Below are 23,984 nucleotides of genomic sequence, written 5' to 3'. Positions count from 1 at the left end.
AACTCACCGCGGCCATGGTCCTGTCGGGCACCCTCGGCGTCTTCGTCGTCGAGTCCGGCCAGCCCAGCTTCAACGTGGTCTTCTTCCGCTGCGTCTTCGGCGCGGTCGCCCTCGCCGCGTACTGCCTGGCCCGCGGCCTGTTCAGGAACCACAACTTCACCCGCCGCACCTTCGCCCTCGCGGTCCTGGGCGGTGTGTGCATCGTCTTCAACTGGGTGCTGCTGTTCAGCAGTTACACCAAGACGTCGATCTCGGTGGCGACGGTCGTCTACCACACCCAGCCGTTCTACGTCGTGATCCTGGGCCTGGTCCTCTTCAAGGAGAAGCTCAACCGGCACCAGGCCGGCTGGATCGTGCTCGCCTTCCTGGGCGTGCTCCTCGTCGCCGACCTCACCTCGGCCGACGGCAAGAAGGGCGACGCCTACTTCCTGGGCGTCGGCCAGGCACTGCTCGCCGCGCTGCTGTACGCCTTCGCCACCGTCATCGCCAAGCACCTGAAGTCCGTACGCCCCGAACTGACCGCGCTCACCCAGGTGTTGGTCGGCATCCCGCTGCTGCTGCCGTTCACGGCGCTGGGCAAGACCGCCGGCCTCGGCGCCGACTGGGCCTGGCTGGTCGGGCTCGGCGTGATCCACACCTGCGTGATGTACATCCTGCTGTACGCCTCGTACCAGAAGCTGCCCACCGCGAAGATCGCGGTCCTGTCCTTCGTCTACCCGGCGGTGGCCATCCTCGCCGACTTCACCGTGTACGGGCACCACATCACGCTCCTGCAGGCCCTGGGCGTCCCGCTGATCGTCGTGGCGGGCCTCGGCGTGAACCTCGGCTGGCGGCTGCTGCCGGCCGGCCGCCGCACGCCCGGGGACCAGGCGGCGGCACCCGCGCTCACCCGGATCGGAGAACCCCGATGACCTTCGTCAGCGACAGCAAGGCGCCGAGCATCGCCCTCGTCGGCGCGACAGGAGCGGTCGGCCACACCCTCGTCGAGCTGATCGAGACACGGCACCTGCGCCACAAAGGCGTGCGGCTCGCCGCGTCCGCGCGTTCGGCGGGGCGGCAGATGGAGGTCGACGGGCGTACCTGCACGGTGGAGGACCTCGACGGCTTCGACTTCTCGGACGTCGACATCGCGTTCTTCTCCGCCGGTACGTCCGTCAGCCAGAAATGGGCCCGCCCGGCCGCCGCGCAGGGCGCGCTGGTCATCGACAACACCAACGCCTTCCGCATGGACCCGGACACCCCACTGGTCGTCCCGCAGGTCAACGCGGACGTGCTCACCGGCCGCCCGGCGAGCGGCATCATCGCCAACCCCAACTGCTCCACCATCCCGCTGGTGCGCCTGCTGCAGACCGTGGAGCAGCGGTGGGGGATACGGCAGGCGGTCGTCAGCACGTACCAGGCGGCCTCCGGCCAGGGGCAGCACGGCATCGAGGAACTCCAGGAGGGCAGCGAACTCGCCCTGCACGACCCCGACGCCGAACTGCCCGCGGAACGCTTCACCGCACCGCTCGCCTTCAACGTCGTACCGTTCATCGACCGGCTCCTGGACTCCGGGTTCACCATGGAGGAGCAGAAGATGCTCCAGGAGTCCCGCAAGATCCTCGGCCTGCCCCACCTCGACGTCACCACCACCTGCGTACGCGTCCCGGTCGTCAACTCGCACTCCGAGGCGGTGTGGGTGGAGGCCGCCGCCCCCGTCGACCGCGCCGAGCTGATCGACCGGCTCGCCGCCCTGCCCGAGGTCACCGTCCACGACCAGGACACCCCGGGCCGCTTCCCGACCCCGCTGACCGCGGGCAACCCGGACCACGTCCACGTCGGCCGGGTACGCGTGGCCCCGCACAACCCGCGCGGCTTCTGGCTCTGGCTGGTCGCCGACAACCTGCGGATCGGGGCCGCCCTGAACGCCGTACAGATCGCCGAGACCGTTCTCGACCGGGGGTTGCTGTGAGCGACGCTGCCATTCTGAAGTTCGGCGGCTCCACCTTCCGTACCCATGCCGCCTACGACAAGCTCGCGGCCGGCCTCGAGGCCAGGCTGGAGCGCGAGGGCCGCCGGCTGGCCGTCGTGGTCAGCGCCATGCAGGGGGAGACCGAACAACTGCGGGGCCGGCTGCACGAGGTCAACGCCCACCCCGACGACGCCACCCCGGCCGGCATGCTCGCCACCGCCGACCTCATCAGCGCCCATCTGCTCGCCACCGCCCTGCACCGCAGGGGACGCACCGCGACCGTGCTGGCCGGTCACCAGATCGGCCTCACCACCAACTCGTCGTTCCTGTGGGCACGGGTGATCGAGACCGACCCGGGGCCGCTCGACCGGACGCTCTCCGAGTACGAGGTCGTGGTCGTCCCCGGCGGACAGGCGATCGACGCGCAGGGCAGGCCGACCTGGCTCGGCAAGAACAGCTCCGACCTGTCGGCGATCGCCGTCGCCCGCGCCGTCGGCGGCAGCGCCTGCGAGATCCACTCCGACGTCGACGGCATCTACACCTCCGACCCGCACCTGGTCCGCGGCGCACGTTTGCTGCCGAAGGTCTCCTTCAACATGGCCGCCCTGATGTCCCTGTACGGCGCCAAGGTGCTGCACCGCCGGGCCGTGCAGCTCGCTCTGCGGCACGGCATCGAGATCGTCTGCCGCTACAACCGGGCACCGTTCTCGCGCGGCACGACCATCAGCCGGGAGGGCGACCAGATGGCGGCGATCGTCTTCAACCAGCGCTCCGTGGTGCTCGGTTACGACTCCGACGACTGCGCCGACCTCGCCCACGGAGTCTTCCACGCGGCCGGCATCGACACCGTACGGCTGACCGAGAAGCCATGGGTCGCCGTCGTCGGCGGCTTCGTCGACCTGGAGGCCGTGCAGCGCCGCCAGAACCTCAAACCCGGCACCTACGTGGGCGTCCCGGTCGCCGAGATCCGCGGCTCCAAGGTCACCACGCACATCGCCGAGAGCGGCGAGGACGCCCTGCACGTCGCGCAGCGCCTGCACGACCGCATCGACCTGCCCGCCGTGGACCTCGCAGCGCAGCAACCCCATCTCGCCGGAGTGTGACCGCGTTGACCTTCGCCGACCTCGAACTGCCCGACCGGGTACGCGACACCATCGGTGCGGAGCTGTGTCTGCTGCCCGACCCGACCGCGGACGTCGACCGGGCCCTGACCCGCTACCACCGCATCTTCGCCGCCCTGCCCACCGAACTCCTGCAGCAGATCATGGACTTCGGCCGGCACAACGACTCCCCGGGCGTGATGCTCGTACGCAATCTGCCGCTGGACGCGGACCTGCCGCCGACCCCGGTCGACGGTGAGCCGAGCGTGGGCAAGGACAGCTTCGTCGCCGAAGGCGTGCTGCTGGGCCTGACCGGACTGCTGGGCGAGCCGATCGGAGTGCTCACGGAGAAGGACGGCCGGCTCGTCCACGACGTCGTCCCGGTACCGGAGGGAGCGCGGGCGCAGACCAACCAGGGCTCCGCGGTCTTCCTCAACTTCCACAGCGACATCACCTACGACACCACCGGCCGCTACGACGTCGCCAACCCGGACTTCCTCGTCCTCAACTGTCTGCGCGGCGCCGCCGCCAACGACGCCTTCACCTACTACGCCGACGCCCGCGACCTGTGCCGGCACCTGCCGGACCCGCTCGTCGAAACGCTGCGCAGCCCGCTGTACCGGCTCAACGCTCCCGGCAGCTACACCCGCAGCGTGGGGGAGGAGGTGCTGTCCGAACCGGTGCCCATCCTCAGCGGCGCCGCCCGCTTCCCGGAGATCACCGTCTCCGCCAACGGCACCCGCCCGCTCACCCGCGGCGCCGAAACCGCCCTGGACGCGCTGCAGGACGCCTGCCGGGCCGTCGCCCACGCCGTACGGCTGGAACCGGGACAGGCCCTGCTGATCAACAACCGCAAGGGCGTCCACGCGCGCTCCACCTTCCGGGCACGTCACGACGGCCGCGACCGCTGGCTCCAACGCACTTATATCCGCCGCAACCTGTGGAACGTGCGCTACCGGGCCACACCCGAGGACCGGCGCGTTCATTACTGAATGCGGTCCCGTACCTAACGCTCTCAAGCCGGCCCGCGCCGCACGGGAGTTCGGGCCGGGAACTCGGTCCTAGGCTGGAATGACAAGGAGCAGTGCGCGGCGACGCGCCGACTTCGTGGGGTTCGTGAGTGGTGGGGGGTGAGGAATTGACGGACGAGATTCCTCTTCTCGGCGACCTTGCGGTGACGGCCTACGAAACGGCTCTGCAGAAGGGCCGCTTCGACGACGAGGAGACCGCCGCCGCTCTGGGTGCGGACATCACCGCCGTCGAGGAGGTACGCAAGTCCCTGCAGGATCTGCACCTGCTCAGCCCGAGCGCCCCCGGGCGCCCCGTCGTCCCCCTGGACCCCGAGGTCGCCGAGGCCGAACTGGTCACGCCGCTGGAGGTGGAGATCGGTCGGCGCCGACGCGAAATCGGCCGGATCCACGAGGAGTTGCGCTCCCTCGCCGCCGACTACCGCGCCCGGCCGGGCGGCTCGCCGGCCGACGTACCCATCACCGTCCTCGACGACGTCGAGGAGGTGCGCCGCGAGATCGACCGCGCCCGCTACGGCTGCACCCAGGAGCGCATGAGCCTGCAGTCCGGCGGCGGCCGCCCGCCCGAACTCCTCGAGGCCGACCGGGAACACACCCTGGAACTGCTGCGCAGGGGCGTCCGCGTGCGCACCCTCTACCAGCACACCGCCCGCACCAGCCTCGCCACCCGCACCTACGTCCAGGAGATCACCAGACGGGGCGCCGAGGTGCGCACCGTCGACGAACTCTCCGAGCGGCTCATCATCTACGACCGCAGGATCGCCTTCATCCCCAAGGAGCGCACCGGCCGGCAGCCGCCCGGCGCCGCCGTCATCACCGAACCGACGGTCGTCGGCTACCTGGCCCGCACCTTCGAGTCGGTGTGGCAGATCGGCCGCCCCTTCGAGGTGGACCAGCAGACCGCCGAATACCCGCAAGTCGCCGAAGAAGTACGGCATTCCATCATTCGCCTCATGGCCCTCGGGCTGAAGGACGAGGTCATTGCGCGCAGGCTCGGCATGGCGACCCGGACCTGCCGCCGCCACATCTCCGCGGTCATGGAGGAAATGGGGGCGGTCAGCCGATTCCAGGCAGGCCTGATAATCGGCCGCGAGAACCGTGACAACCATGAAAACGGGGATGTTGGCCGCTAGCTGACGTCGCCTGTCCCCAAGGGGACATCGCCGGGACATGGCGCCCGCGCCCGCCCGGTGATTCGCTGGAACAGGAAATCCATCCGTTGTCGGCCCATGCAGGAGATCACCATGGATATCAGGCAGCTGGCGGCGTTCCACAAGGTGGCCACGCTGCTCAGTTTCTCGAAGGCGGCGACGGAACTGAAGTACGCGCAATCCAGCGTCACCAGCCAGATAAAGGGACTCGAGATGTCTCTGGGCGTCGACCTCTTCGACCGCCTCGGCGGCCGCATCCAGCTCACCGAGGCGGGCCAGCGGCTGCTGCCCTACGCCGAGCAGATGCTGGCCCTGGCCGGCGAGGCACGCGGCGCCACGGTCGGCTCCGGGGACCCCTCCGGCGTACTGACCATAGGCTCGATGGAGAGCATCACCTCCTACCGGATGCCGCCTCTCCTGGAGTTCTTCCACCACCGCTACCCGGCCCTGCACATCGTGCTCCGCCCGAGTCTGTGCGCGGAAACCTGCCATGCCCTGCGGCAGGGGATGTTCGACATGGGGTTCCTCATGGAGGCCGAGACGCAGCACCCCGGTGTGCAGACCGAAGTCCTCGGCTCCGAACCGCTGACCGTGGTGGCCGCCCCCGATCACCCGCTGACGCAGCTGCCGAAGGTGACGACGGAGGAGCTGCGACGCACCCAGGTCATCTCCGCCGAGGCCGGATGCGCCTATCGGGAGCTGTTCGAGGCCGAGCTGAACGACGGAACGGGCGAGGCTCTTCCGTTCCTGGAATTCGGCACGATCGAGTCCATCAAGCGTGGCGTCGCCGCCGGGCTGGGCATCAGCCTGCTCCCGACGGCCTGTGTTCAGGACACCCTGGATTCCGGCATTCTGGTAAAGCTGGACTGGAACATCCCGTTCGAGGTTTTCACGCAGCTGGCGTGGCGCCGCGGAAAGAATCTCACTCGAGAGATGCGGGTTTTCACGGACCAGTCAATCCGCTTCCTGGCAGAGGAATACGGTCGCTGAGCGAGCGCCCCGATAGGGGCGCTTTCAGGGGCGCGGGGAACTGCGCGACAAGCCCCCACCGGCCTGCAGTCTCACTCACAAGCGACTGGCCCCAATTCTCGCAACGTACTCCGCAGCATCGCAATGTGGCCGTCGACCGTCGCCAGGCCCAGACCCATCGTGCTGACGCACAGATGCGTCGCTCCCAGGTCGCGCCAACCCGCCACAAAATCCGGCCACTTGGCCTCCGGCACCTCAGCAAGCTTGAGGCGCGCCTCGAAACCGATCCCAGCGGGATCACGGCCGGCCTGCAAGGCATACGTCCGCACACGGCCCACCATGGCACGCGCCGTCTCGTCCGGCGCACGCTGCGGCAGCCACCCGTCGCCGAGGGCGCCGGCACGCCGCAGGACCGGCTCCGCATTGCCGCCGAACCACACGGGAATACGCCCACGCACAGGGCGGGGCAGGATCCCGGCGTTCTCGATCCGGTGCCAGCGGCCTTCGTACGTGACCGTGGGCTCGGCCCACAACGCACGCAGTACCTCGACCTGTTCGGCGCTGCGGGCGCCGCGGTCGGTGAAGGTCGCGCCGAGGGCGTCGTACTCCACCCGGTTCCAGCCGATGCCCACGCCGAGCCGCAGCCGGCCGCCGCTGAGCACGTCGACCTCGGCGGCCTGCTTGGCCACCAGGGCGGTCTGCCGCTGCGGCAGCACCAGAACTCCGGTGACGAGCTCCAGGGTGCGGGTGATCCCGGCGAGGTAGCCGAACAGCACGAAGACCTCGTGGAAGAGGTCTTCGCTGGTGTAGCCGTACCAGCCGGGGCGGGTGGCGGTGCCTGCGCCGAGTACGTGGTCGAAGGCGACCGCGTGCTGGAAGCCCAGTTCCTCCACGGCCTCGGCCCAGGCGCGCACCGCGCCCGGGTCCGCGCCGATCTCCGTCTGCGGGAACACTGCCCCGATACGCATGCTTGAGCGGTTCTCCATCGTCCGGCCCGTTCTGCCTAGCCGACCAGGCCCCAGCCGTCGTCCTCCCCGGATCCGGATGTGGTCCGCCTCGTCCTTGTGTCGGTGCTGCTCAGCATCGCTGCCTCCTCGTCGGTCGATCAGATCGATCCGGTCGGTCCGGTCGATCCGGCTGTCCCACCGTCCTCAGCCGAACCGGCGCCCGGGCGGTGCCGCGCCGCCGGTTCCGGCACTCCGTCACACGTCGGATGACACTGCGTCAAGTGAGCGGTCAGATCGAATGAACTGACGTAGTACCCGGGCCGAGCTCGCAGAGTGTGCCGGGCGGGCCCGGTGCCGGGACCTCGCGTCCGGCCCCGTCACTAGCTTCGGCCGGGACCGAGCGTCCAGCAGGCCCGCCCCGACTCGGGTGTGTCCCCACGGAGTTGCCGATGATTTCCGCCGAAGACCGGATCGACGTGATCGAGACCTGCACCAGGATGCTGTGGCACGTCGACCTGCGCCAGTGGGAAGCCCTGCCGGCCCTGCTCGCGGAGAAGGTGACCCTGGACTACACGAGCCTCTTCGGCGGGGACCCCACGGTCAGCACGCCCGACCGGGTCATCGCCGACTGGCGGGCCGGGCTCAGCCACCTGAAGGCCACCCAGCACATGATCGGCAACCAGATCGTCGAGGTGTACGAGGACGAGGCGCTCCTCACCGCCCACTTCCAGGCCACCCACCTGCTGCCCAACGCCCACGGTGGCCCGACCTGGACGCTCGGCGGCCGCTACCGCTTCGACCTGACCCGCAGCGAGTCCGGCTGGCGCATCGCCGGCGTGGAGATGACCGCCGTGTGGGCGGACGGCAACCAGCAGATCATGACCCCTCCGGACAGCCAGTAGGCCGCGAAACGGCCACAAGGAGACGACATGAGCGACCTCACCGAGCAGACCCGGGACGTTGCCAAGCGGTGGTTCGCCGCCCTGACGAGCGGCGATTTCGGCACCGCGCTCGGGCTCCTCGCCGACGACGTCGAATGGATCAACTACCGCCCCGTGCCCGGCTACAACGACGACATGAAGTGGATCGGCACCCTGCACAGCAGCGCCGAAGTGGCCGACAGCGTGGGGGTGTTCGCCGGTCAGTGCGACGTGGTCTCCGAGGAGCTGCTGGACCTCGTCGTCGAGGGCGAGAAGGCCGCCGGGATCATCCACGAGATCTCCCGGGTCAAGGAGACCGGCATCGACTTCGAGATCATCTTCACGCACTGGCTGACCGTCCGCGACGGCCGGATCGTGCGCTGGGAGTCCCACACCGACCCCTCGCAGATCATCCGGGCGATCCGGGGCGGGGAGGTGCCCTCATGAGCGCCGGGCTCATCGCGGCCGTACGCGGCCGCGCGACCGAGGAGGTGCAGCGGCTGCTCGACGCGGGCGCCGACCCGAGCACGCGCGAACACTCCTCCGGGCTCACCGTCCTGATGATCGCCGCGGGCCAGGCCGACCCGGCGACGACCGAGACGCTGATCGCGTCCGGCGCCGACGTCCACACCGCCGACACCCGGGCCGGCGCGACCGCGCTGCACAAGGCCTGTCAGGGCGGCAGCCTGGACGTCACGCGCCAACTCGTCGAAGCCGGCGCCTTCGTGGATGCCGTGGCCCCCACCACCGGGCACACCCCGCTGATGGACGCCCTCTGGTACAAGTACCCGGACCTTGTGGAGTACCTCCTCGACCAGGGCGCGGGCCTCAAGCTGTACACCCACTACGGTTTCTCGCTCGAGGAGCACTTCGCCTACGAGCTGAACGTCAACACCTTCGGCAAGGACAAGCTGCTGCGTGCCGAGCAGCTCCTGAAGGAGCGCCGGGAGGCCGACGCGGGCGCCGTCGAGGCCCAGCCCCTGATGGCCGCCACCGCCGCCGGAGACACCGAGACGGTACGCCAGCTCCTCGTCGACGGCGCCGAAGTGGACGCCCGCGCCCCCTTCCTCAACGGCTTCAACGACGCCCACACCCCGCTGCTCGTCGCCTCCCGCGACGGCCACGGCGAGATCGTCCGGCTGCTGCTCGACGCGGGGGCCGACATCAACGCCGTAGAACCCTGCTTCGGTGCCGTACCCCTGCACAAGGCCGTCTACAACGGCCACGCCGGCATCACCGCCGACCTGGTCGCCCATCCGGGCATCGACCTCGACTTCCAGGGCGCCACCAACGGCTACACCCCGCTGCACGACGCCCTGTGGCACGGCTACGCCGACTGCGTGACCGTCCTGCTCGACGCCGGCGCCCGCACCGACCTGGTCGGCCACGACGGCAAGACCCCGCTCGACCTGGCCGTGGAGGTCTTCGGCGACGCCGACCCGATCACCGGGCGGATCGCGGCACTCGCGGCGGCGTAACCCCAACTCCCTTAAGGAACGCCCATGTTGTTCTACGTCCAGATGCGCTGGAACCACGAGGGACGGATCTCCCTGGACGAGCTCTGGGAGATCGAGCGCGAAGAGGCCGAACACGCCCAGGAGACCCTCGACTCCGGATTCGCCGTCGGCCTGTGGAAGGTCGCCGCGCAGAAGCGGGTGATCGGCATCATCGAGTCCCCGAGCGCCGAGGAACTGGACCGCACCGCGCTCGGTCGGCTGCCGATGCGCGAGTACCTCGAGTTCGAGGAGGTCTGGCCGTTGCGCGACTACCTGGGCTTCGCCGAGGACGTGAAGAAGGCCTACAAGGTCTGACCGACCGGCTTCCCTTCCGACCGACCGACTCCCCTGGAGATTCGTCATGATCCACCAGCTGATCTTCGCCCATCCCAAACCCGGAATGTCCGAGCAGGAGTTCCAGGACTACTGGGTCGACGTCCACGCGGTGCAGTACGCGAGCAAGATCCCGCAGATCAGGAAGTACCTCATCGACACCCGTATCCCCTTCGGCCCGGAACCCGACGACCCGCTGTGGAGCGGCATCGCGGAGATCTGGCTGGAGAACGACGAAGACCAGCTCGCCTCCCTGCAGACGCCGGAGTTCCTGGAGGGCGCCCGGCTCGACGAGCCCAAGTGGGCCGCCTTCTGGCGCACCGTCGTCCTCGACACCGACGCGTACGTCCTGCGGGCCGGCGACCACCCGGCGCCCGAGGACGGCGTGAAGATCGTCGCGCTGGTCAAGCGCACCGAGGGCACCGGCGTGGAGCAGTTCCGCGAGCGCAGCCTGGGCGCGCACGCCGAGCTGATGCTGCAGGTGCCGGGCCTGCGCCGCTACCTGCAGTGCTTCACCCGGGACGGCGCCTACGCCATCGGCGAGGCCCTCCTCGACGCCGCCTACCTCCTCTCCTTCGACAGCCTCGAGGACCTGGAGAAAGCCGCGGCCTCCGAGGAGTACGCCAGGGCCAAGGACGACCTCGTCACCTTCGTACAGCCCCGCTATCTGCACCACATGGCGGTCAAGGAGCACTGGATCATCGGCTCGGAGGACAGCGCACGTGAACACCGCTGAACACACGGAAGGAAACCAGGGGCGCACCCAGCTCGCCCTGGGGACCCTGGCCCTGGGCGCGTTCGTCATCGGTACGGCCGAACTCGTCATCGTCGGCATCCTGAACCTCATCGCCAAGGACACCGGCGTCTCGGTCGGCACGGCCGGCCTGCTGGTCACCGCCTACGCCCTCGGCATCTGCATCGGTGGCCCCCTGCTCACGGCCGTGACCATCCGGCTCGGCCGCCATCTGCTGCTGTGGTCGGCGCTGTCGGTGTTCCTCGTCGGGAACCTCCTTGCAGCGGTCACGACCAGCTTCGGCGCCCTGATCGTGGCGCGCGTCATCACCGGCGCCATCCACGGCCTGTTCATCGGCGTGGCCTCCGCGCTCGCCGCGCACCTGGTCCCGGCCGGGCAGCAGGGCCGGGCCGTCGCCATGGTGTTCGGCGGGATCGCCGTCTCCACCGTCATCGGCGTACCGCTCGGCACCCTCGTCGGCAACGCGATCGGCTGGCAGGCCACCTTCGTCGGCATCGTCGCCCTCGGCGCGCTGGCCCTCGTCGCCACCTTCGCCTTCGTCCCGCGGATCGGCCTCACCGGGCCGACGGGACTCGGATCGCAGGCCCGACACGCCTTCGCACCACGGGTGTTGGCCCAGCTGGGCGTCGGACTGCTGCTGCTCGGCGGCCAGTTCGCCGCCTTCACCTACCTCGCCTCCTACTTGGAGGACGTCACCGGCATTTCCGGCGGCGCCATCAGCGCCTTCCTGCTCGTCTACGGAATCGCCAGCGCCATAGGGGTGTTCGGCGGCGGCCGGTTCGCCGACCGCGGGGCGGCCACCACGCTGGTGGTGGCCAACGTCGCGCTCGCCCTCATCCTCACCGCCCTGCACTACGTCGGCGACAACCCGGCCCTGACCGCCGTCGCACTCGCCGTGTGGGGGCTGGTCGGCTTCGGCCTGGTGCCCTCCTTCCAGCTGCGGGTGATCACCCTGGCCGGACCCGGCGGCGACCTCGCGGCCACCCTCGGCGCCTCCGCCGTCAACGCGGGCATCGCCGGGGGAGCGGCCGCCGGCGGCTGGGCCGTGGAGGCCCACGGCGTCGACTCGGTGTTCGTACTCGCCCTGATCGTCATGGTCGTGGCGCTGCCCGCGACCTGGGCCGCCACCCGTCTGCGGCCGGCTCCCGCCGAACCGGACGGAACGGCCGGGAGGGCGGCTCCCGTCGCCGACCCGGTCGCCGATTCCATCTGAGGACTCCAAGGACCGACCCATGCAGATCATCGCGAAGAACAGCCTGCCCACCGTGCAGATCAACGGCGAGGTGGCCGCCCACATCCTCAACGCGAGCGACCATCCCGGTCTCAGCGTCTCGGCGTTCATCGTCGACGTCGCCACCGACGCCGGCCCTCCGCGCCACACCCACCCCTACGAGGAGATCTTCGTGATCGTCGAGGGCACGGTGCGGCTGGAGGCAGGCGGGGACACGATCGACGCGACGCCGGAGGACATCTGCGTCGTACCGGCCGGAGTGCCGCACAAGTTCGCCAACCTCGGCCCCGGCCGGGCCCGCATGGTCAACATCCATGCCGCCAAGGACGTCGTCACCGAGTTCGTCCCCGACGAGGCCGACACCAACGAGTCGTACGCCTACAACCGTCCGGGCAGCTGAGAGGACCCCGCACATGAGGATCGGCATCCTGGGCAGCGGCGAGATCGGCGGCACACTGGCCCGGCTGCTCACCGCCGCCGGACACGAGGTCGCCGTGGCCAACCGCCGCGGGCCCGGCTCCCTGTCCGGGCTGGTCGAGGAACTCGGCGGACGGGCCCGGGCGGCCACAGTCGAGGGGGCGATCGCCTTCGGCGACCCGCTCGTCGTGGTGGCCATCCCCTTCGGCGCGTACGAGAGCCTCCCGGCCGACGCGCTCGCCGGGAAGGTCGTCGTCGACACCACCAACTACACACCCGGCAGGGACGGCACCTTCCCCGACCTCGAGTCGGACCGGACCACGTCGTCCGAGCTGATCGCGGCCCACCTTCCGGGCGCCCGCGTGGTCAAGGCGGTCAACACCCTCAACTACAAGTACCTGCTCGACCTCGCCCGGCCGGGCGCACCCCGCGAGGAGCGGACCGCGCTGTTCGTCGCGGGCGACGACACCGAGGCCGACCGGCTCGTCACCGAGCTCCTCGACGAACTCGGCTTCGCCCCCCTGCCGACGGGCTCCCTCGCCGGGGGAGGACGCCGGCAGCAGCCGGGCACCCCCGTCTTCAACCGCCCCCTCGACGCACGTCTCGCCCAAGAGAGGTGGAGCACATGACCACTGTGGAGACCATCCGGTTCAAGCTGCGCACCGACGTCGACGACGCCGAGTTCCAGCAGCTCAACCGCACGATGGAGAAGGAGTACCTGGAGGCCCGCCCCGGCTTCGTCGCCCGCTCGACCGCCCGCGGCGCCGACGGCGAATACCTGGTGACCGTCCACTGGGCGTCCCCCGAGGACGCCGAGGCCACCATCGCGGCCTTCTTCGCCGCCCCCGAAACCCAGGCCTTCCTCGCCGCCGTCGACCTGGAGACCGTACAGCCCGGCCGCTACGAACTGATCGAGAGCTGAGGCCTTCTCCCCCGGCTTTCTCCCCGGCCGGGCCGGCTCCAGGACTGTGAGGGATCCGGAGCCGGCCCGGCCCACCTGGCGACAAGAAGAGAAGTGGTGGAGTCATGGCACCCTCAACGACCACTCCCGCGTCGGCCGCCGCCGTACGCGCCCTGCGCACCACTCTGCGGGGGAACGTGCTCGCCGCGGGCGACCCGGCGTACGAGTCGGCGCGGCGGCTGTGGAACGGCGCGGTCGACGCACGCCCTGCGGTCATCGTCCGGCCCGCCGACGAGACGGACGTGACCTGGGCGGTCCGCATCGCTCGGACCCACCGGCTGCCGCTGACCGTCCGGGGCGGCGGCCACGACTGGGCGGGCCGGGCGACCGCGGACGACGGCCTGATGATCGACCTCGCCGCGCTGCGCCGGGTCACCGTCGACCGGGCCTCCCGCACAGCAGTGGCGCAGGGCGGCGCCCGGGCCGGCGACCTGGTCGAGGCCACGCGGGCCCTCGGGCTCGCCCCCGTCACCGGCACCGTCAAGGCGGTCGGCTTCGCGGGCCTCACCCTCGGCGGCGGCTACGGACTCCTGGCCGGCCGGTGCGGACTCGCCCTGGACAACCTTCTCGCCGCCCGGGTCGTGCTCGCCGACGGCCGGCCCGTCGTCGCGAGCGCCGACGAGAACCCCGACCTGTTCTGGGCGCTGCGCGGCGGAGGCGGCAACTTCGGAGTCGTCACCGAACTGCGCGTGCGCCTGCACCCCATCAGCACCGTCCTCGCCGGCATGATCCTCTACCCCCTCGCCCAGGCCGCCTCCGTCCTGCGCGGCTACCGCGAGGTCATCGCCTCGGCGGCCGACGAACTGACCGTCATGACCGGCTTCTTCGGCGGACCCGACGGACAGCCCCTGATCTACGTCCTGCCGGTGTGGTGCGGCGACATCGCGCGGGGCCGCCCCGTCATCGACCGCTTCACCGCCCTCGGCACACCCCTGGCCGGACAGGTCTGCCCACAGGAGTACGCGGGCGTCCTCGGCATGTTCGATCAGGTCGTCGTCGACGGCCGGCACAACGAGGTCGGCACCCAGTGGCTGCCCGAACTCACCGACGGTGCAATCGACTTGGTCGTCGACGCGGCGGCCACCGCCACCTCGCCGTACTCCGGCATGTACGTGCACCACTTCCACGGCGCCGCGAGCCGTGTACCGCCCGGGGAAACCGCCTTCGCACTGCGCCGGGACCATCTGCTCGTCGAGATCGCCGCGGCCTGGGAGGGCGCCGAACAGGCGGCACCGCACCGGCGCTGGGCCCGCGAGGTGTCCACCGCGTTCGCCGAGCACGCGCTGCCCGGCGGCTACCCCAATCTGCTCGGCCCCAAGGAGAGCCGGCGCGCCGCGGCCGCGTTCGGCCCGGGCGCCGCACGGCTGCTGAAGACCAAGGAACGCTACGACCCGGACCACCTCTTCAGCGCGGTGGCGGCGCTCGAACCGACCGATACCGACTCAGGAGCCTGATCACCATGACCGTCACCAACGACGAGGCGAGCACCACCCGCACCGTGCGGGACGCGACCCTGGAGGTGCTGCGCGCTTTAGGACTGACCACCGTCTTCAGCAACCCCAGCCACACCGAGATGAAGCTGTTCGAGTACTGGCCCGAGGACGAGTTCCGCTTCGTCATGGGCCTGCAGGAGGCCGCCGTCGTCGGCATGGCCGACGGCTACGCCCAGGGCACCGGCGAACCCTCCCTCGTCCTCATCAACGGCGGACCGGGCCTCGGCAACGCCATGGGCAGCGTCTACACGGCCGCCGCGGCGAACACGCCGATGGTCATCCTCGGCGGGCAGCAGGCCCGCAAGATGCTCCTCGGGGACCCCTTCCTCGTCGCCAAGGACGCCACCCAGCTGCCCAAGCCGTACATCAAGTGGGCCGGCGAACCCGGGCGTCCGCAGGACGTGCCCGCCTTGATCGCCCAGGCCTACCAGATCGCCAAACAGGCCCCGCAGGGCCCGGTGTTCGTCGCTGTCCCCGAGGACGACTGGGTCCGCCCGGCCGATCCGGAGCCGGTGCGCATCGCCGAGGTGGAGAGCGCCGTCGTACCCGACCCGGCGGTCCTTGCCCGTATCGCCGAAGCACTCGACGGTGCCGAGCGGCCCGGTCTGGTGGCCGGCGGTCCGGTGGATGCACAGGGCGCGCGCGGCGACCTGATCGCGCTGGCCGAGAAGCTGAACGCGCGTGTGTGGGGCGCCCCCGTGTGGAACCGCGGCGCGTTCCCGGAGAACCACCCCCTGTTCGCCGGCGTCCTGCCGCCCATCCCCGAGCTGGTCAACCAACGGCTCGCCGAGCAGCACGACGTGGTCGTCGTCCTCGGCGGCCCGGCGTTCACCCTCTTCACGGCATGGGACCTGTTCTCGACGGCACCCGCTGACCTGGACAAGACGCCGCGTCCCCAACTCACCCCGGACGTACGGTTCCTGCACGTCACGGACAACCCGCAGGCCGCCGCGGCGACACTGGCCAACACCAGCTTCGTGGCCCCGCCGGGCGCGGTAGTCAAGGCCCTGGTGCCGCTGGTCGAGGAGCGCGAGCGCGTCGTACTCACCCCGGTCCGTGAGCCGGTGGCGGTCCCCGAACCCTCCACTCCGCTCACCCAGGCGTACCTCTTCCACGTCCTCTCCCAGGAACTCCCCGACGACGCCCAGCTGTTCGAGGAACTGCCCATCGCCCGCGCCGACTTCCACGAGCAGATACCGCTCGGCGCGGACAACGGCTACTTCGCCACGGCCAGCGGCGCCCTCGGCTTCCCCTTCGCCGGAGCCGTCGGCTACGCCCTCGCGCACCCCGAGAAGCGTGCCGTGGTCGTGGTCGGCGAGGGCTCGGCCCAGTACACGCTGCACGCCCTGTGGACGGCGGCCCAGCACCGGCTGCCGGTCACCTTCGTCATCCCCGACAACTCCGGCTATCTGTCGCTCAAGTACTACCTCCAGGACCAGAAGTCCTGGCAGAAGGGCTGGGACCTCAGCGGCGTCGACATGGCGCAGCTGGCCCGCGGCTTCGGCGTGCGCGGCGAACGCATCGAGACGCCTGAGGGCCTGCGCGAGTCCCTCCGCAGCGCCCTGACGGCCGACGGCCCGGTCCTCCTGGACGTCGTGGTCGCCGACCCGGGCCTGTTCCGTCTCTGACCCTCTCGACCGACACCGGACGCCCTCCGCCCAGCGCGGGGGGCGTCGTTCGTTGCGTATTGGACAACAGCCCCGGCCACGGCCCGATTTGCCGTAGTGCGGTCTGCCACTTGGGGATGTGCGCCACCCGGAGCCCTCCCGTCTGGTACCGGCCAAACCCCGAAAACTAGACATGAGTTCGGCAGTTCACGCGTCCGAACCGAACGCCGACCGAGCCGACCGAGAGGAACACCATGAGCAGGCGCATCCTCGTCGTCCTGTCCGAGTACGGCTACTGGGGCGAGGAACTGATCGGCCCCCTGGAGACCTTCGACAAGGCGGGATACCACCTCACCTTCGCCACCCCGACCGGCAAGCGGCCCGTGGCGCTGCCCCCGAGCATGGACCCCGACTACGTCGACCCGCCGCTCGGCCGCTCCGTCACCACGCCCGAGATGGCGGCGAAGGTCAAGGCCGTCGAGGCCTCCGACCGCCTCGACAACCCGCTCGACCTGTCCTCCTGGCTGCCCGATCGGCCCTACCGCTCCAAGCCGTACTTCCTGCGCGACTGGGAGGCGTACAACAGCCGCGTGGAGAAGGTCCGCGACCAGATCGCCGACCGCTACGACGCCCTCCTGATCGTCGGCGGCAGCGGCCCGATCGTCGACCTCGCCAACAACTGGCGCGTCCACGACCTGATCCTCGCCTTCCACCACCTGGACCGCCCGATCGCCGCCGAGTGCTACGGCGTGGCCTGCCTGGCCTTCGCCCGCGACCAGGAGGACCGGGAGAGCATCATCCGCGGCAAGCACGTCACCGGGCACTGCATCGAGTACGACTACCTCGACGGCACCGGGTTCGTCGGCACCGACTTCAACATGGGCCCGCCGCCGTACCCGCTGGAGTACATCCTGCGCGACGCGACCGCCCCCGGCGGCGCCTACCACGGCAACTTCGGCAAGACGACCTCGGTGATCGTCGACTACCCCTTCATCACGGGGCGTTCGACCCCCGACTCCTACCTGACCGGACAGAAGACGGTCGAGGTACTGGACCACGGCCTGCGCCAGTGGGGCTTCAGGGCCGCCGCCCAGGCGTAGCCACCGATCCGGACGAGAGGCGGTACCACCATGGACAGCAGGCCGGCCCGGGCGGCGTTCCTCGAACAGCTCGCCGTCGACGGGGTGCCGTACATGTTCGGCAATCCCGGCACGGTCGAGCAGGGCTTCCTGGACGAGCTGCGCCACTTCCCCGGCATCGAGTACGTGCTGACCCTGCAGGAGGCCGTGGCCGTCGGCATGGCGGACGGCTACGCCCGCGCCACCCGCCGCCCGGCCGTCGTCCAGCTGCACTCCGGGGTGGGCCTCGGCAACGGCATCGGCATGCTCTACCAGGCGATGCGCGGCCACGCCCCGCTCGTCGTCCTGGTCGGCGAGGCCGGACTGCGCTACGAGGCCATGGAGGCGCAGATGGCCGCCGATCTGGTGGCCATGGCCGAGCCGGTGACCAAGTGGGCGACGCGGGTCGTGGACCCCGACTCCACGCTGAGGGTGCTGCGCCGCGCGTTCAAGGTGGCCGGCACCCCGCCGTACGGGCCCGTCCTCGTCGTGCTGCCCGCCGACGTGATGGACCGGCCCACCCGCGAGGAGGCGGTGCCGGTGTCCTACCCCGACACCGCCTCCGCACCAGACCCGCAATCGCTGGCGCGTGCGGCGGAGTTGCTGGCGGGAGCGCGGAAGCCGATCGTGATCGCGGGTGACGGGATCCACTTCTCGGGCGCACAGCAGGAGCTGGGCCGGCTGGCCTCGGTGTGGGGAGCGGAGGTGTGGGGCGCCGACTGGGCCGAGGTGAATCTGTCCGTCGAACACCCCGCCTACGCGGGACAGTTGGGGCACATGTTCGGCGAGAGCAGCCGTCGTGTCACCGGCGCGGCGGACGCCGTGCTGCTGTGCGGCACGTATGCGCTGCCCGAGGTCTTCCCGGCCCTGGAGGGCGTCTTCGGCAAGGGCGTGCCGGTGGTTCACATCGACCTGGACACCGACGCGATCGCCAAGAACTTCCCCGTCGACATAGGTCTGGTGGCCGATCCGAAGCGGTCCCTCGCGCAGCTCGCCGACGCGATCGAGGCCCGGATGAGCCGCGAGGACCGCACGGCGGCCCAGGACCGGCTGCGACGAGGCGCCGCCGAACGGGCCGAGGCCCGCGCGGCCGCCGCCCGTAGCGCCCATGAGCGGGCCGACGCGCTGGAGCTCCCGCACCTCGCCTTCGCCGAGGAGCTGGCCGACCAACTCCCGGACGACATCGTCCTGTTCGACGAGTCCCTCACCGCCTCACCGGACCTCTTCGGGCCCCTCCCGGCGGCCGAGCCCGGCCGCTGGCACCAGACCCGCGGCGGCTCCCTCGGCGTCGGCATCCCCGGCGCTCTCGGCGCCCAACTCGCCCGCCCCGACGCCACGGTGGTGGGCTTCACCGGCGACGGCGGCAGCATGTACACCTTCCAGGCGCTGTGGACGGCGGCCCGGCACGACATCGGCGCCAAGTTCGTTGTCTGCAACAACAGCAGCTACCGGCTGCTGGAACTCAACATCGACCAGTACTGGAGGGAGCAGGGGATCCCGGAGCACGAGCACCCGGGGATCTTCGACCTCTCCCGGCCGGCCATCGACTTCGTCGCCCTGTCGAGGTCCCTGGGCGTGCCCGCCCTGCGCGTGGAGAAACCGGGCCAGGTCGCGGCGGCCGTCACCGAGGCGCTGTCGCACCGCGGCCCGTTCCTGATCGACCTGGTGACCGAACGGGGGAGGGGACGGTAACGGTGCGACTGACGGGTCACAAGATCGCCGTACTGATGGAGAGCGACTTCTACGAACCCGAGATCCTCTACTACCGCCACCGCTTCCCGGAGGAGGGCGCCGAGGTCCACTTCCTGTCCCGGCTGTGGGGCGAGAAGGAGATGACCTTCCAGGGGCACGAGCACCGGATGCCGTTCACGGTCACCGAATCCTTCGAGGACGTCGACGAGTTCGCGCTGAAGGAGTTCAGCGCCGTCATCGTCCCGTCCGGGATGGTCGCCGACCGGCTGCGCTACACGGAGGACCCGGCTCAACTCCCGCCCGCCGCACGGTTCCTGCGCCGCGCGTTCGCCGACCCCGCCATCCTCAAGGGCGTCATCTGCCACGGCATGTGGCTCGCGGCCCCGGTCGCGGGGCTCGTCCGCGGCCGGCGCGCCGTCGTCCACAACAACCTGCTGGGCGATCTGCGCAACATGGGCGGCACCTACGTCGACCAGGACGTCGTCGTCGACGACGACCTCGTCACCGCCCGTACCGGCGAGCACTGCCACCTGTTCGCACGCACCATCATCGACCTGCTCGCCGCACACGGGACGAGAAGCGCCGGCACCGGCTTGTGGGCGCGGTGAGCTGATGAACACTCACGGGGGAACGCGCCGAGCCGGCCGGTCAGCTCTGGTGCTGCTCGGTGAGGGCCTGCGCGGGATCGTACGTCGTGGGCATCCCGGAGGCCTGCAGCGCCTGGTCATAGGCGTCCAGGGCCTCCTTCGCGCGGCCCTGGCGCTTCCACACGTCACCGAGGTGTCGCCATTCCTGCGCGGTCTCGTACGACGGCGCGAAATGCCTCAGCTGGCGGGTCGCCGCGTGCAGGCCCTGCAGGCCCTCCTCCGTCTCCCCGCGCAGCAGATGGATCTCGGCGATCCTGACGCGTGCGCCGACCGCCTCGACGCGGGGACCGGAGCTGAGCAGTCCGAGGGCGCGGCGGGCGTGGGAAACCGCCTCGTCCCACCGGCCGAGCTGGGTGTTCGCGTCGATCAGGCAGATCTCACAGCGGGCCTGCTCCACGGCGGTGCCGAGCTCCGCGAGGGTCTGGCCCGCGTCCTGAAGGAGTTCCAGCGCCCGGGCGGGGTCGGGAACGTCGGACTGCAGCTCCAGCCAGGCGACCGTCATCTTGAGCATCGCCACATGCCGCAGGTTGTCGTCGTCGGCCATCATCGCCAGGGCCCGCTCGGTCAGCGCGAGCGCCTCGGGGAGCTGCCGCCGGGAGAGGGCGACCAGCCCCGCGTTCCAGTACACCGCGCCGCGGCCGGCCCGGCCGCCGTGGTCCTCCGCCACCGGAATGAGCTTCTGGGCGAGCAGGTGGGCCCGGGTGATGTCGCCGCGCATGAGGTACGACCCGATGAGCGTCGCACCGACCTGGATGTGGTCCACGGTGACGTCCAGACCGAGAGCGTCCAGCGAGGCCATGGCCCGCTCACCGATCTCGATGCTGAGGGTGATGTCGCCCATGTTGCGGTAGCAGCGGCTGAGGGCGACCTGGACGCGGCACCACTCGTCGGAGCCGGCCGCGAGAGACGGGTCCTTTCCGAGCTCCTCCAGCACGGGGATGGAGGCCTCGATCCGGTCGAGCTTCTCCAGCGAGGTCGCCTGGCCGATGCGGGCGCGCAACCGCATCTGCGGGTCCAGGAGGGCGGGTTTGGCGAGGAGTTCACCGAAGGCCTGGAGGGCCTCGCCGTTGTCGCCGTTCCGCAGCGCCATTTCGGCGAAAGAGAGCTTCAGCCTGGTGTCCTCGAGCGCGTGGTCGTCGCGACCGGTGCGCAGATGGTCCGGCGAGCATCCCAGTTTCCCGGCGAGAGCGGAGAGCACCGCATCCGAGGGAGCCCTTTTCCCTGATTCGATGAGCGAGATGTAGCTCGCGGAGATATCCGAGGAGGTCAGATCCTGCTGCTTCAGCCCGAGTTTGACGCGGAGGGTCCGGATGCGCCTGCCCAACTCGACCGGAGACGCGCTTTCCGCTTGATCCATTTGGCTTCCCAGAGGTGAGCGCATGACTTGAGATGTCATAGATCACAATACCAGCATGACTGGGCCACGCCAATGGGCTTGAGCGGGCTGTGGCCTGGAGCGGCCGAAAACACCCTGCTCCGCTTGTGGGCGCCGTGTGCGCGAACAGGACACGGAAATTCCGATTCCAATAGCGTCAATACAATCTCTATTTTGCATGGAATGCACTTGACTAACGATGTAATGTTCGATTGACTCGCATCGTAAATAAAAACCTCTAGGGGGAATGGAGAAAAGGAGTGATTCACAAACTCGCCGCAATACTTGTGGCTCTGCTGTTCGTCGCCGGACTGGTCGGCGGCGGTACCTTCCTCGCAGAAGGAGGGGCGTCCGTGCAGACGGTCAAGCCCGCCAGGGAAAACGGCCCGGCGGGCGGCGGCTGCTGCTGAGCCGGCCGGTGCGCCTCGGCCGGCTGCGGTAAAAGAGTCCTACCCGGATACGCCCCGAGGGTCCGTGAGCGGAAAATGACAGGCGATTGAACGGCCACCCCCCACAGCCGTCTTCAGGGTCGCCGGGATTTCCCGTTCACACCTCTTCTGTTCCTCCCGTCGAAGTGACGTGAACACGGGGCAACGTGTCCGGAACCGGCATCCCGTCACGTGCTCCCCGACCGTCGGCGGATCGCCTCGTAGGGCAACAGTCGTACGTGATCGCTGCAGCGCGGGATCCGGCACCGGGACCGCGTCGAGCAGCGCCCTGGTGTACGGGTGGGCAGGCCACTCGAACACCTCCTTGACCTCGCCGGTCTCGACGACGCGACCGGCATGCATGACCGCGACCCGGTCGGCGATCTGTCGCACCACGGCCAGGTCGTGCGAGACGAACAGACAGGAAGGGCCGGGATCCTCCCTCAGCCTGCGCAGCAGATCGAGGATCCCGGCCCCCACGGACACGTCGAGCGCCGACAGCGGCTCGTCCAGCAGCAGCAGTTGCGGCCGGGCGGCCAACGCCCGGGCGATGGCGATCCGTTGCCGCTGGCCGCCGGAGAACCGGTGCGGGCAGGCGGACATGTCCTCCGGGCCGAGCCCGACGAGCCGCAACACCTCAGCCACCCGCGCGGCGACACGGTCGGCCGGCATCCGCTGCACCCACAGCGGCTCGGCGACGATGTCACCCACCGGCATCCGCGGATCCAGACTCGACATCGGGTCCTGGGGCACGATCTGCACCGCACCCCGCAGCCGCCGGGCGGCGTCACGGGACAACGACGAGGTGTCCTGCCCGAGGATCTCGATCGTCCCGGTCTGCGGGGCCGCCAGGGAGATCACTTCGAGGAGCGTGGTGGACTTCCCGGCCCCGGACTCTCCCACGAGCCCCAGCGTCTCCCCCCGGCGCACCTCGAGATCGACCGACTCCACGGCGCGTACGACACGTTCGGCCGCCGTCCGCCGCCCTCGCCGCAGGCTCCACGGGCTCGACGGATAGGACTTGGCGAGCCCGGTGATCCTCAGAACCGGCTCCGCCTCAGGATCGGGCTCTCCCGCCGGGGCTTTCCGGTACGCGGACGGCGGAAACAGGTCGACGGAGCTGCGCTTCACGGCCTCGTCACCCCGATGACAGGCGGCCACATGCCCTTCAACTCCCATGAGTTCGGGCATCTGCACCCGACACCTCTGCTCGGCGAGCGGGCACCGTGGGGCGAAGGCGCAGCCCGGCCCGGTGCCGCCGGCAGCCGGCGGTTCGCCCGGCACGGGGGTGGGCGGGGTCTCCCCGTCGACGCGGGGCACGGACCCGATCAGCCCCATGGTGTACGGCATCCGGGGCCGCGCGAACAGCGCGTCGACGCCGCCGCTCTCCACGATCCGCCCCCCGTACATGACCGCGACCCGGTCCGCGGTACCTGCCACCACCCCCAGGTCGTGGCTGACCAGCAGCAGCGCCGCGCCCGTCGCGCGCCGTGCCGTCGCCAGCGCCTCGAGCACCTGGGCCTGCACGGTGACGTCCAGCGCGCTGGTGGGTTCGTCGGCCACGATCACATCGGGGCGGCCCGCCATCGCCATGGCGATCATGGCCCGCTGCCGCATCCCGCCCGACAGCTGGTGCGGGTAGGAGCGGGCGGCCCGGTCGGGCTCCGGCACCCCGACCGTGTCCAGGAGTTCGGTAGCGACCCGCAGCGCCCACTCCCGGCCCGGGCGCGGGCGCTGATGAATACGCAGCACCTCACCGATCTGGTTCCCGACCCGCTGCACCGGAGTGAACGCGGTCAGCGCGTCCTGGAACACCATGGCGATGTGCCGCCCCCGCACCCGGGCGAGCTCGCGCACGGGCAGCCCGACCAACTCCCGCCCGAGCAGCCGCACCGAACCGCTCACCTCCACCCCGGGCGGGCACAGACCGAGCAGCGCAAGCGCGGTGAGACTCTTCCCCGCCCCCGACTCGCCCACCAGCCCGAGGACTTCCCCCCTGCACAGCCGGAGATCGACCCCGCGCACGAGCTCCGGCCCGGGCGACCGACGCCCTCCCACCACCCCAACCCGCAGCCCACACACCTCAAGCACCACATCACCCGTCACGCCCGGCCCCCGCTTCCCCGACCGCCAACGCCGAAGCCCGCCCCGCCGGTTCGACGGCGTCGCGCGGTGCGGGCTTCCCCGGCGGGGGGTGGCTTGTCATGACGCGCCCCTGCTGCGCCGACGATGGCCTGTGGCGCCCGCCTCCCTGCGGCCCCGGCTGCAGTCGCCGCCTGTCACCCGTCACGCCCGGCCCCCGCTCGCCGCACCGCCGACGCTGAAGTCGGCCCCGCCGGTTCGACGGCGTCGCGCGGTGCGGGCTT

Annotated in this window: 24 protein-coding genes; 21 read left to right on the top strand and 3 right to left on the bottom strand. The window is 70.4% G+C overall.

Annotated features, from left to right (window positions below; translation table 11 throughout):
- Positions 1-14 precede the first annotated feature (14 nt).
- The 6 genes from ACFY10_RS36620 to ACFY10_RS36595 all read left to right on the top strand — a co-directional run bounded on the left by ACFY10_RS36620 (position 15) and on the right by ACFY10_RS36595 (position 6,220).
- Positions 15-911, top strand: coding sequence for a DMT family transporter (locus tag ACFY10_RS36620; RefSeq protein ID WP_390669775.1), 897 nt, complete (start codon positions 15-17; stop codon positions 909-911).
- A complete protein-coding gene (locus ACFY10_RS36615) occupies positions 908-1,951 on the top strand; it encodes an aspartate-semialdehyde dehydrogenase (protein WP_390669578.1) in 1,044 nt (347 codons plus the stop codon). The genes ACFY10_RS36620 and ACFY10_RS36615 overlap by 4 nt, the downstream gene beginning before the upstream one ends.
- Positions 1,948-3,054 (top strand): aspartate kinase, encoded by a 1,107-nt coding sequence (locus tag ACFY10_RS36610; protein ID WP_390669577.1) that lies wholly within the window; start codon positions 1,948-1,950, stop codon positions 3,052-3,054. Before ACFY10_RS36615 ends, ACFY10_RS36610 begins: the two co-directional genes overlap by 4 nt.
- Positions 3,051-4,043: a TauD/TfdA family dioxygenase gene (locus ACFY10_RS36605; protein ID WP_390669576.1), complete on the top strand. Its 993-nt coding sequence runs from the start codon at positions 3,051-3,053 to the stop codon at positions 4,041-4,043. Before ACFY10_RS36610 ends, ACFY10_RS36605 begins: the two co-directional genes overlap by 4 nt.
- Positions 4,044-4,189: 146 nt before the next feature.
- The gene (locus ACFY10_RS36600) at positions 4,190-5,212 is read left to right on the top strand and encodes a LuxR C-terminal-related transcriptional regulator (RefSeq protein WP_390669575.1); all 1,023 of its coding nucleotides are present in this window, start codon (positions 4,190-4,192) and stop codon (positions 5,210-5,212) included.
- Positions 5,213-5,308: 96 nt separating this feature from the next.
- Positions 5,309-6,220, top strand: a complete 912-nt coding sequence (locus tag ACFY10_RS36595; RefSeq protein ID WP_390669574.1) for a LysR family transcriptional regulator — start codon at positions 5,309-5,311, stop codon at positions 6,218-6,220.
- Positions 6,221-6,291: 71 nt separating this feature from the next.
- Here ACFY10_RS36595 and ACFY10_RS36590 read toward each other — a convergent pair whose 3' ends face one another.
- Positions 6,292-7,167 carry an LLM class F420-dependent oxidoreductase gene (locus ACFY10_RS36590; RefSeq protein WP_390669573.1) on the bottom strand — a complete coding sequence of 292 codons (876 nt, stop codon included), beginning with the start codon at positions 7,165-7,167 and terminating at the stop codon, positions 6,292-6,294.
- Positions 7,168-7,595: 428 nt separating this feature from the next.
- On the opposite strand from ACFY10_RS36590, the gene ACFY10_RS36585 reads away from it, so the two are divergent.
- From ACFY10_RS36585 to ACFY10_RS36520, 14 genes are all read left to right on the top strand, one after another.
- Positions 7,596-8,048 carry a nuclear transport factor 2 family protein gene (locus ACFY10_RS36585; protein WP_390669572.1) on the top strand — a complete coding sequence of 151 codons (453 nt, stop codon included), beginning with the start codon at positions 7,596-7,598 and terminating at the stop codon, positions 8,046-8,048.
- 27 nt (positions 8,049-8,075) lie between these two features.
- Positions 8,076-8,513, top strand: coding sequence for a nuclear transport factor 2 family protein (locus ACFY10_RS36580; protein ID WP_390669571.1), 438 nt, complete (start codon positions 8,076-8,078; stop codon positions 8,511-8,513).
- On the top strand, positions 8,510-9,544 hold the full coding sequence (locus ACFY10_RS36575) for an ankyrin repeat domain-containing protein (protein WP_390669570.1): 1,035 nt from the start codon (positions 8,510-8,512) through the stop codon (positions 9,542-9,544). The genes ACFY10_RS36580 and ACFY10_RS36575 overlap by 4 nt, the downstream gene beginning before the upstream one ends.
- 24 nt (positions 9,545-9,568) lie before the next feature.
- Complete coding sequence (locus tag ACFY10_RS36570) at positions 9,569-9,877, top strand: muconolactone Delta-isomerase (RefSeq protein ID WP_030947702.1); 309 nt, start codon at positions 9,569-9,571, stop codon at positions 9,875-9,877.
- A 46-nt stretch (positions 9,878-9,923) separates the two neighbouring features.
- A complete protein-coding gene (locus tag ACFY10_RS36565) occupies positions 9,924-10,631 on the top strand; it encodes an EthD family reductase (RefSeq protein ID WP_390669569.1) in 708 nt (235 codons plus the stop codon).
- Positions 10,618-11,862 (top strand): MFS transporter, encoded by a 1,245-nt coding sequence (locus tag ACFY10_RS36560; RefSeq protein WP_390669568.1) that lies wholly within the window; start codon positions 10,618-10,620, stop codon positions 11,860-11,862. The genes ACFY10_RS36565 and ACFY10_RS36560 overlap by 14 nt, the downstream gene beginning before the upstream one ends.
- Before the next feature lie 19 nt (positions 11,863-11,881).
- Positions 11,882-12,280 carry a cupin domain-containing protein gene (locus tag ACFY10_RS36555; RefSeq protein ID WP_390669566.1) on the top strand — a complete coding sequence of 133 codons (399 nt, stop codon included), beginning with the start codon at positions 11,882-11,884 and terminating at the stop codon, positions 12,278-12,280.
- A 13-nt stretch (positions 12,281-12,293) separates the two neighbouring features.
- Entirely contained in the window at positions 12,294-12,926 is a 633-nt protein-coding gene (locus ACFY10_RS36550) for an NADPH-dependent F420 reductase (protein WP_390669565.1), read from the top strand.
- Positions 12,923-13,219, top strand: a complete 297-nt coding sequence (locus ACFY10_RS36545) for a hypothetical protein (RefSeq protein ID WP_390669564.1) — start codon at positions 12,923-12,925, stop codon at positions 13,217-13,219. Before ACFY10_RS36550 ends, ACFY10_RS36545 begins: the two co-directional genes overlap by 4 nt.
- 104 nt (positions 13,220-13,323) lie before the next feature.
- Complete coding sequence (locus tag ACFY10_RS36540; protein ID WP_390669563.1) at positions 13,324-14,712, top strand: FAD-binding oxidoreductase; 1,389 nt, start codon at positions 13,324-13,326, stop codon at positions 14,710-14,712.
- A 5-nt stretch (positions 14,713-14,717) separates the two neighbouring features.
- Positions 14,718-16,379, top strand: coding sequence for a benzoylformate decarboxylase (gene mdlC, locus ACFY10_RS36535; RefSeq protein ID WP_390669562.1), 1,662 nt, complete (start codon positions 14,718-14,720; stop codon positions 16,377-16,379).
- Between the two features lie 233 nt (positions 16,380-16,612).
- Positions 16,613-17,458 (top strand): type 1 glutamine amidotransferase domain-containing protein, encoded by an 846-nt coding sequence (locus ACFY10_RS36530; protein WP_390669561.1) that lies wholly within the window; start codon positions 16,613-16,615, stop codon positions 17,456-17,458.
- A gap of 30 nt (positions 17,459-17,488) precedes the next feature.
- The gene (locus ACFY10_RS36525; protein WP_390669560.1) at positions 17,489-19,168 is read left to right on the top strand and encodes a thiamine pyrophosphate-binding protein; all 1,680 of its coding nucleotides are present in this window, start codon (positions 17,489-17,491) and stop codon (positions 19,166-19,168) included.
- 2 nt (positions 19,169-19,170) lie between these two features.
- Positions 19,171-19,776 (top strand): DJ-1/PfpI family protein, encoded by a 606-nt coding sequence (locus ACFY10_RS36520; RefSeq protein ID WP_390669559.1) that lies wholly within the window; start codon positions 19,171-19,173, stop codon positions 19,774-19,776.
- 40 nt (positions 19,777-19,816) lie between these two features.
- On the opposite strand, the gene ACFY10_RS36515 is transcribed toward ACFY10_RS36520, so the two are convergent.
- A complete protein-coding gene (locus ACFY10_RS36515; protein WP_390669558.1) occupies positions 19,817-21,172 on the bottom strand; it encodes a helix-turn-helix domain-containing protein in 1,356 nt (451 codons plus the stop codon).
- Between the two features lie 278 nt (positions 21,173-21,450).
- On the opposite strand from ACFY10_RS36515, the gene ACFY10_RS36510 reads away from it, so the two are divergent.
- Complete coding sequence (locus ACFY10_RS36510) at positions 21,451-21,600, top strand: hypothetical protein (RefSeq protein WP_390669557.1); 150 nt, start codon at positions 21,451-21,453, stop codon at positions 21,598-21,600.
- Between the two features lie 39 nt (positions 21,601-21,639).
- On the opposite strand, the gene ACFY10_RS36505 is transcribed toward ACFY10_RS36510, so the two are convergent.
- Positions 21,640-23,700, bottom strand: a complete 2,061-nt coding sequence (locus ACFY10_RS36505) for a dipeptide ABC transporter ATP-binding protein (RefSeq protein WP_390669774.1) — start codon at positions 23,698-23,700, stop codon at positions 21,640-21,642.
- Between the last annotated feature and the right edge of the window lie 284 nt (positions 23,701-23,984).

Source organism: Streptomyces sp. NPDC001401, assembly GCF_042895385.1.
Lineage (GTDB): Bacteria > Actinomycetota > Actinomycetes > Streptomycetales > Streptomycetaceae > Streptomyces.
The sequence above is the reverse complement of the archived record's forward strand: the minus strand, read 5'-3'. Positions and strand labels throughout refer to the sequence as shown.

Excerpts from the sequence above, each read along its gene's own strand:
- ACFY10_RS36620 (WP_390669775.1), top strand. The coding sequence starts at position 15 with ATGGTCCTGTCGGGCACCCTCGGCGTCTTCGTCGTCGAGTCCGGCCAG.
- ACFY10_RS36615 (WP_390669578.1), top strand. The coding sequence starts at position 908 with ATGACCTTCGTCAGCGACAGCAAGGCGCCGAGCATCGCCCTCGTCGGC.
- ACFY10_RS36595 (WP_390669574.1), top strand. The coding sequence starts at position 5,309 with ATGCAGGAGATCACCATGGATATCAGGCAGCTGGCGGCGTTCCACAAG.
- ACFY10_RS36590 (WP_390669573.1), bottom strand. The coding sequence starts at position 7,167 with ATGCGTATCGGGGCAGTGTTCCCGCAGACGGAGATCGGCGCGGACCCG.
- ACFY10_RS36585 (WP_390669572.1), top strand. The coding sequence starts at position 7,596 with ATGATTTCCGCCGAAGACCGGATCGACGTGATCGAGACCTGCACCAGG.
- ACFY10_RS36580 (WP_390669571.1), top strand. The coding sequence starts at position 8,076 with ATGAGCGACCTCACCGAGCAGACCCGGGACGTTGCCAAGCGGTGGTTC.
- ACFY10_RS36575 (WP_390669570.1), top strand. The coding sequence starts at position 8,510 with ATGAGCGCCGGGCTCATCGCGGCCGTACGCGGCCGCGCGACCGAGGAG.
- ACFY10_RS36570 (WP_030947702.1), top strand. The coding sequence starts at position 9,569 with ATGTTGTTCTACGTCCAGATGCGCTGGAACCACGAGGGACGGATCTCC.
- ACFY10_RS36565 (WP_390669569.1), top strand. The coding sequence starts at position 9,924 with ATGATCCACCAGCTGATCTTCGCCCATCCCAAACCCGGAATGTCCGAG.
- ACFY10_RS36555 (WP_390669566.1), top strand. The coding sequence starts at position 11,882 with ATGCAGATCATCGCGAAGAACAGCCTGCCCACCGTGCAGATCAACGGC.
- ACFY10_RS36550 (WP_390669565.1), top strand. The coding sequence starts at position 12,294 with ATGAGGATCGGCATCCTGGGCAGCGGCGAGATCGGCGGCACACTGGCC.
- ACFY10_RS36545 (WP_390669564.1), top strand. The coding sequence starts at position 12,923 with ATGACCACTGTGGAGACCATCCGGTTCAAGCTGCGCACCGACGTCGAC.
- ACFY10_RS36540 (WP_390669563.1), top strand. The coding sequence starts at position 13,324 with ATGGCACCCTCAACGACCACTCCCGCGTCGGCCGCCGCCGTACGCGCC.
- mdlC (WP_390669562.1), top strand. The coding sequence starts at position 14,718 with ATGACCGTCACCAACGACGAGGCGAGCACCACCCGCACCGTGCGGGAC.
- ACFY10_RS36530 (WP_390669561.1), top strand. The coding sequence starts at position 16,613 with ATGAGCAGGCGCATCCTCGTCGTCCTGTCCGAGTACGGCTACTGGGGC.
- ACFY10_RS36525 (WP_390669560.1), top strand. The coding sequence starts at position 17,489 with ATGGACAGCAGGCCGGCCCGGGCGGCGTTCCTCGAACAGCTCGCCGTC.
- ACFY10_RS36515 (WP_390669558.1), bottom strand. The coding sequence starts at position 21,172 with ATGGATCAAGCGGAAAGCGCGTCTCCGGTCGAGTTGGGCAGGCGCATC.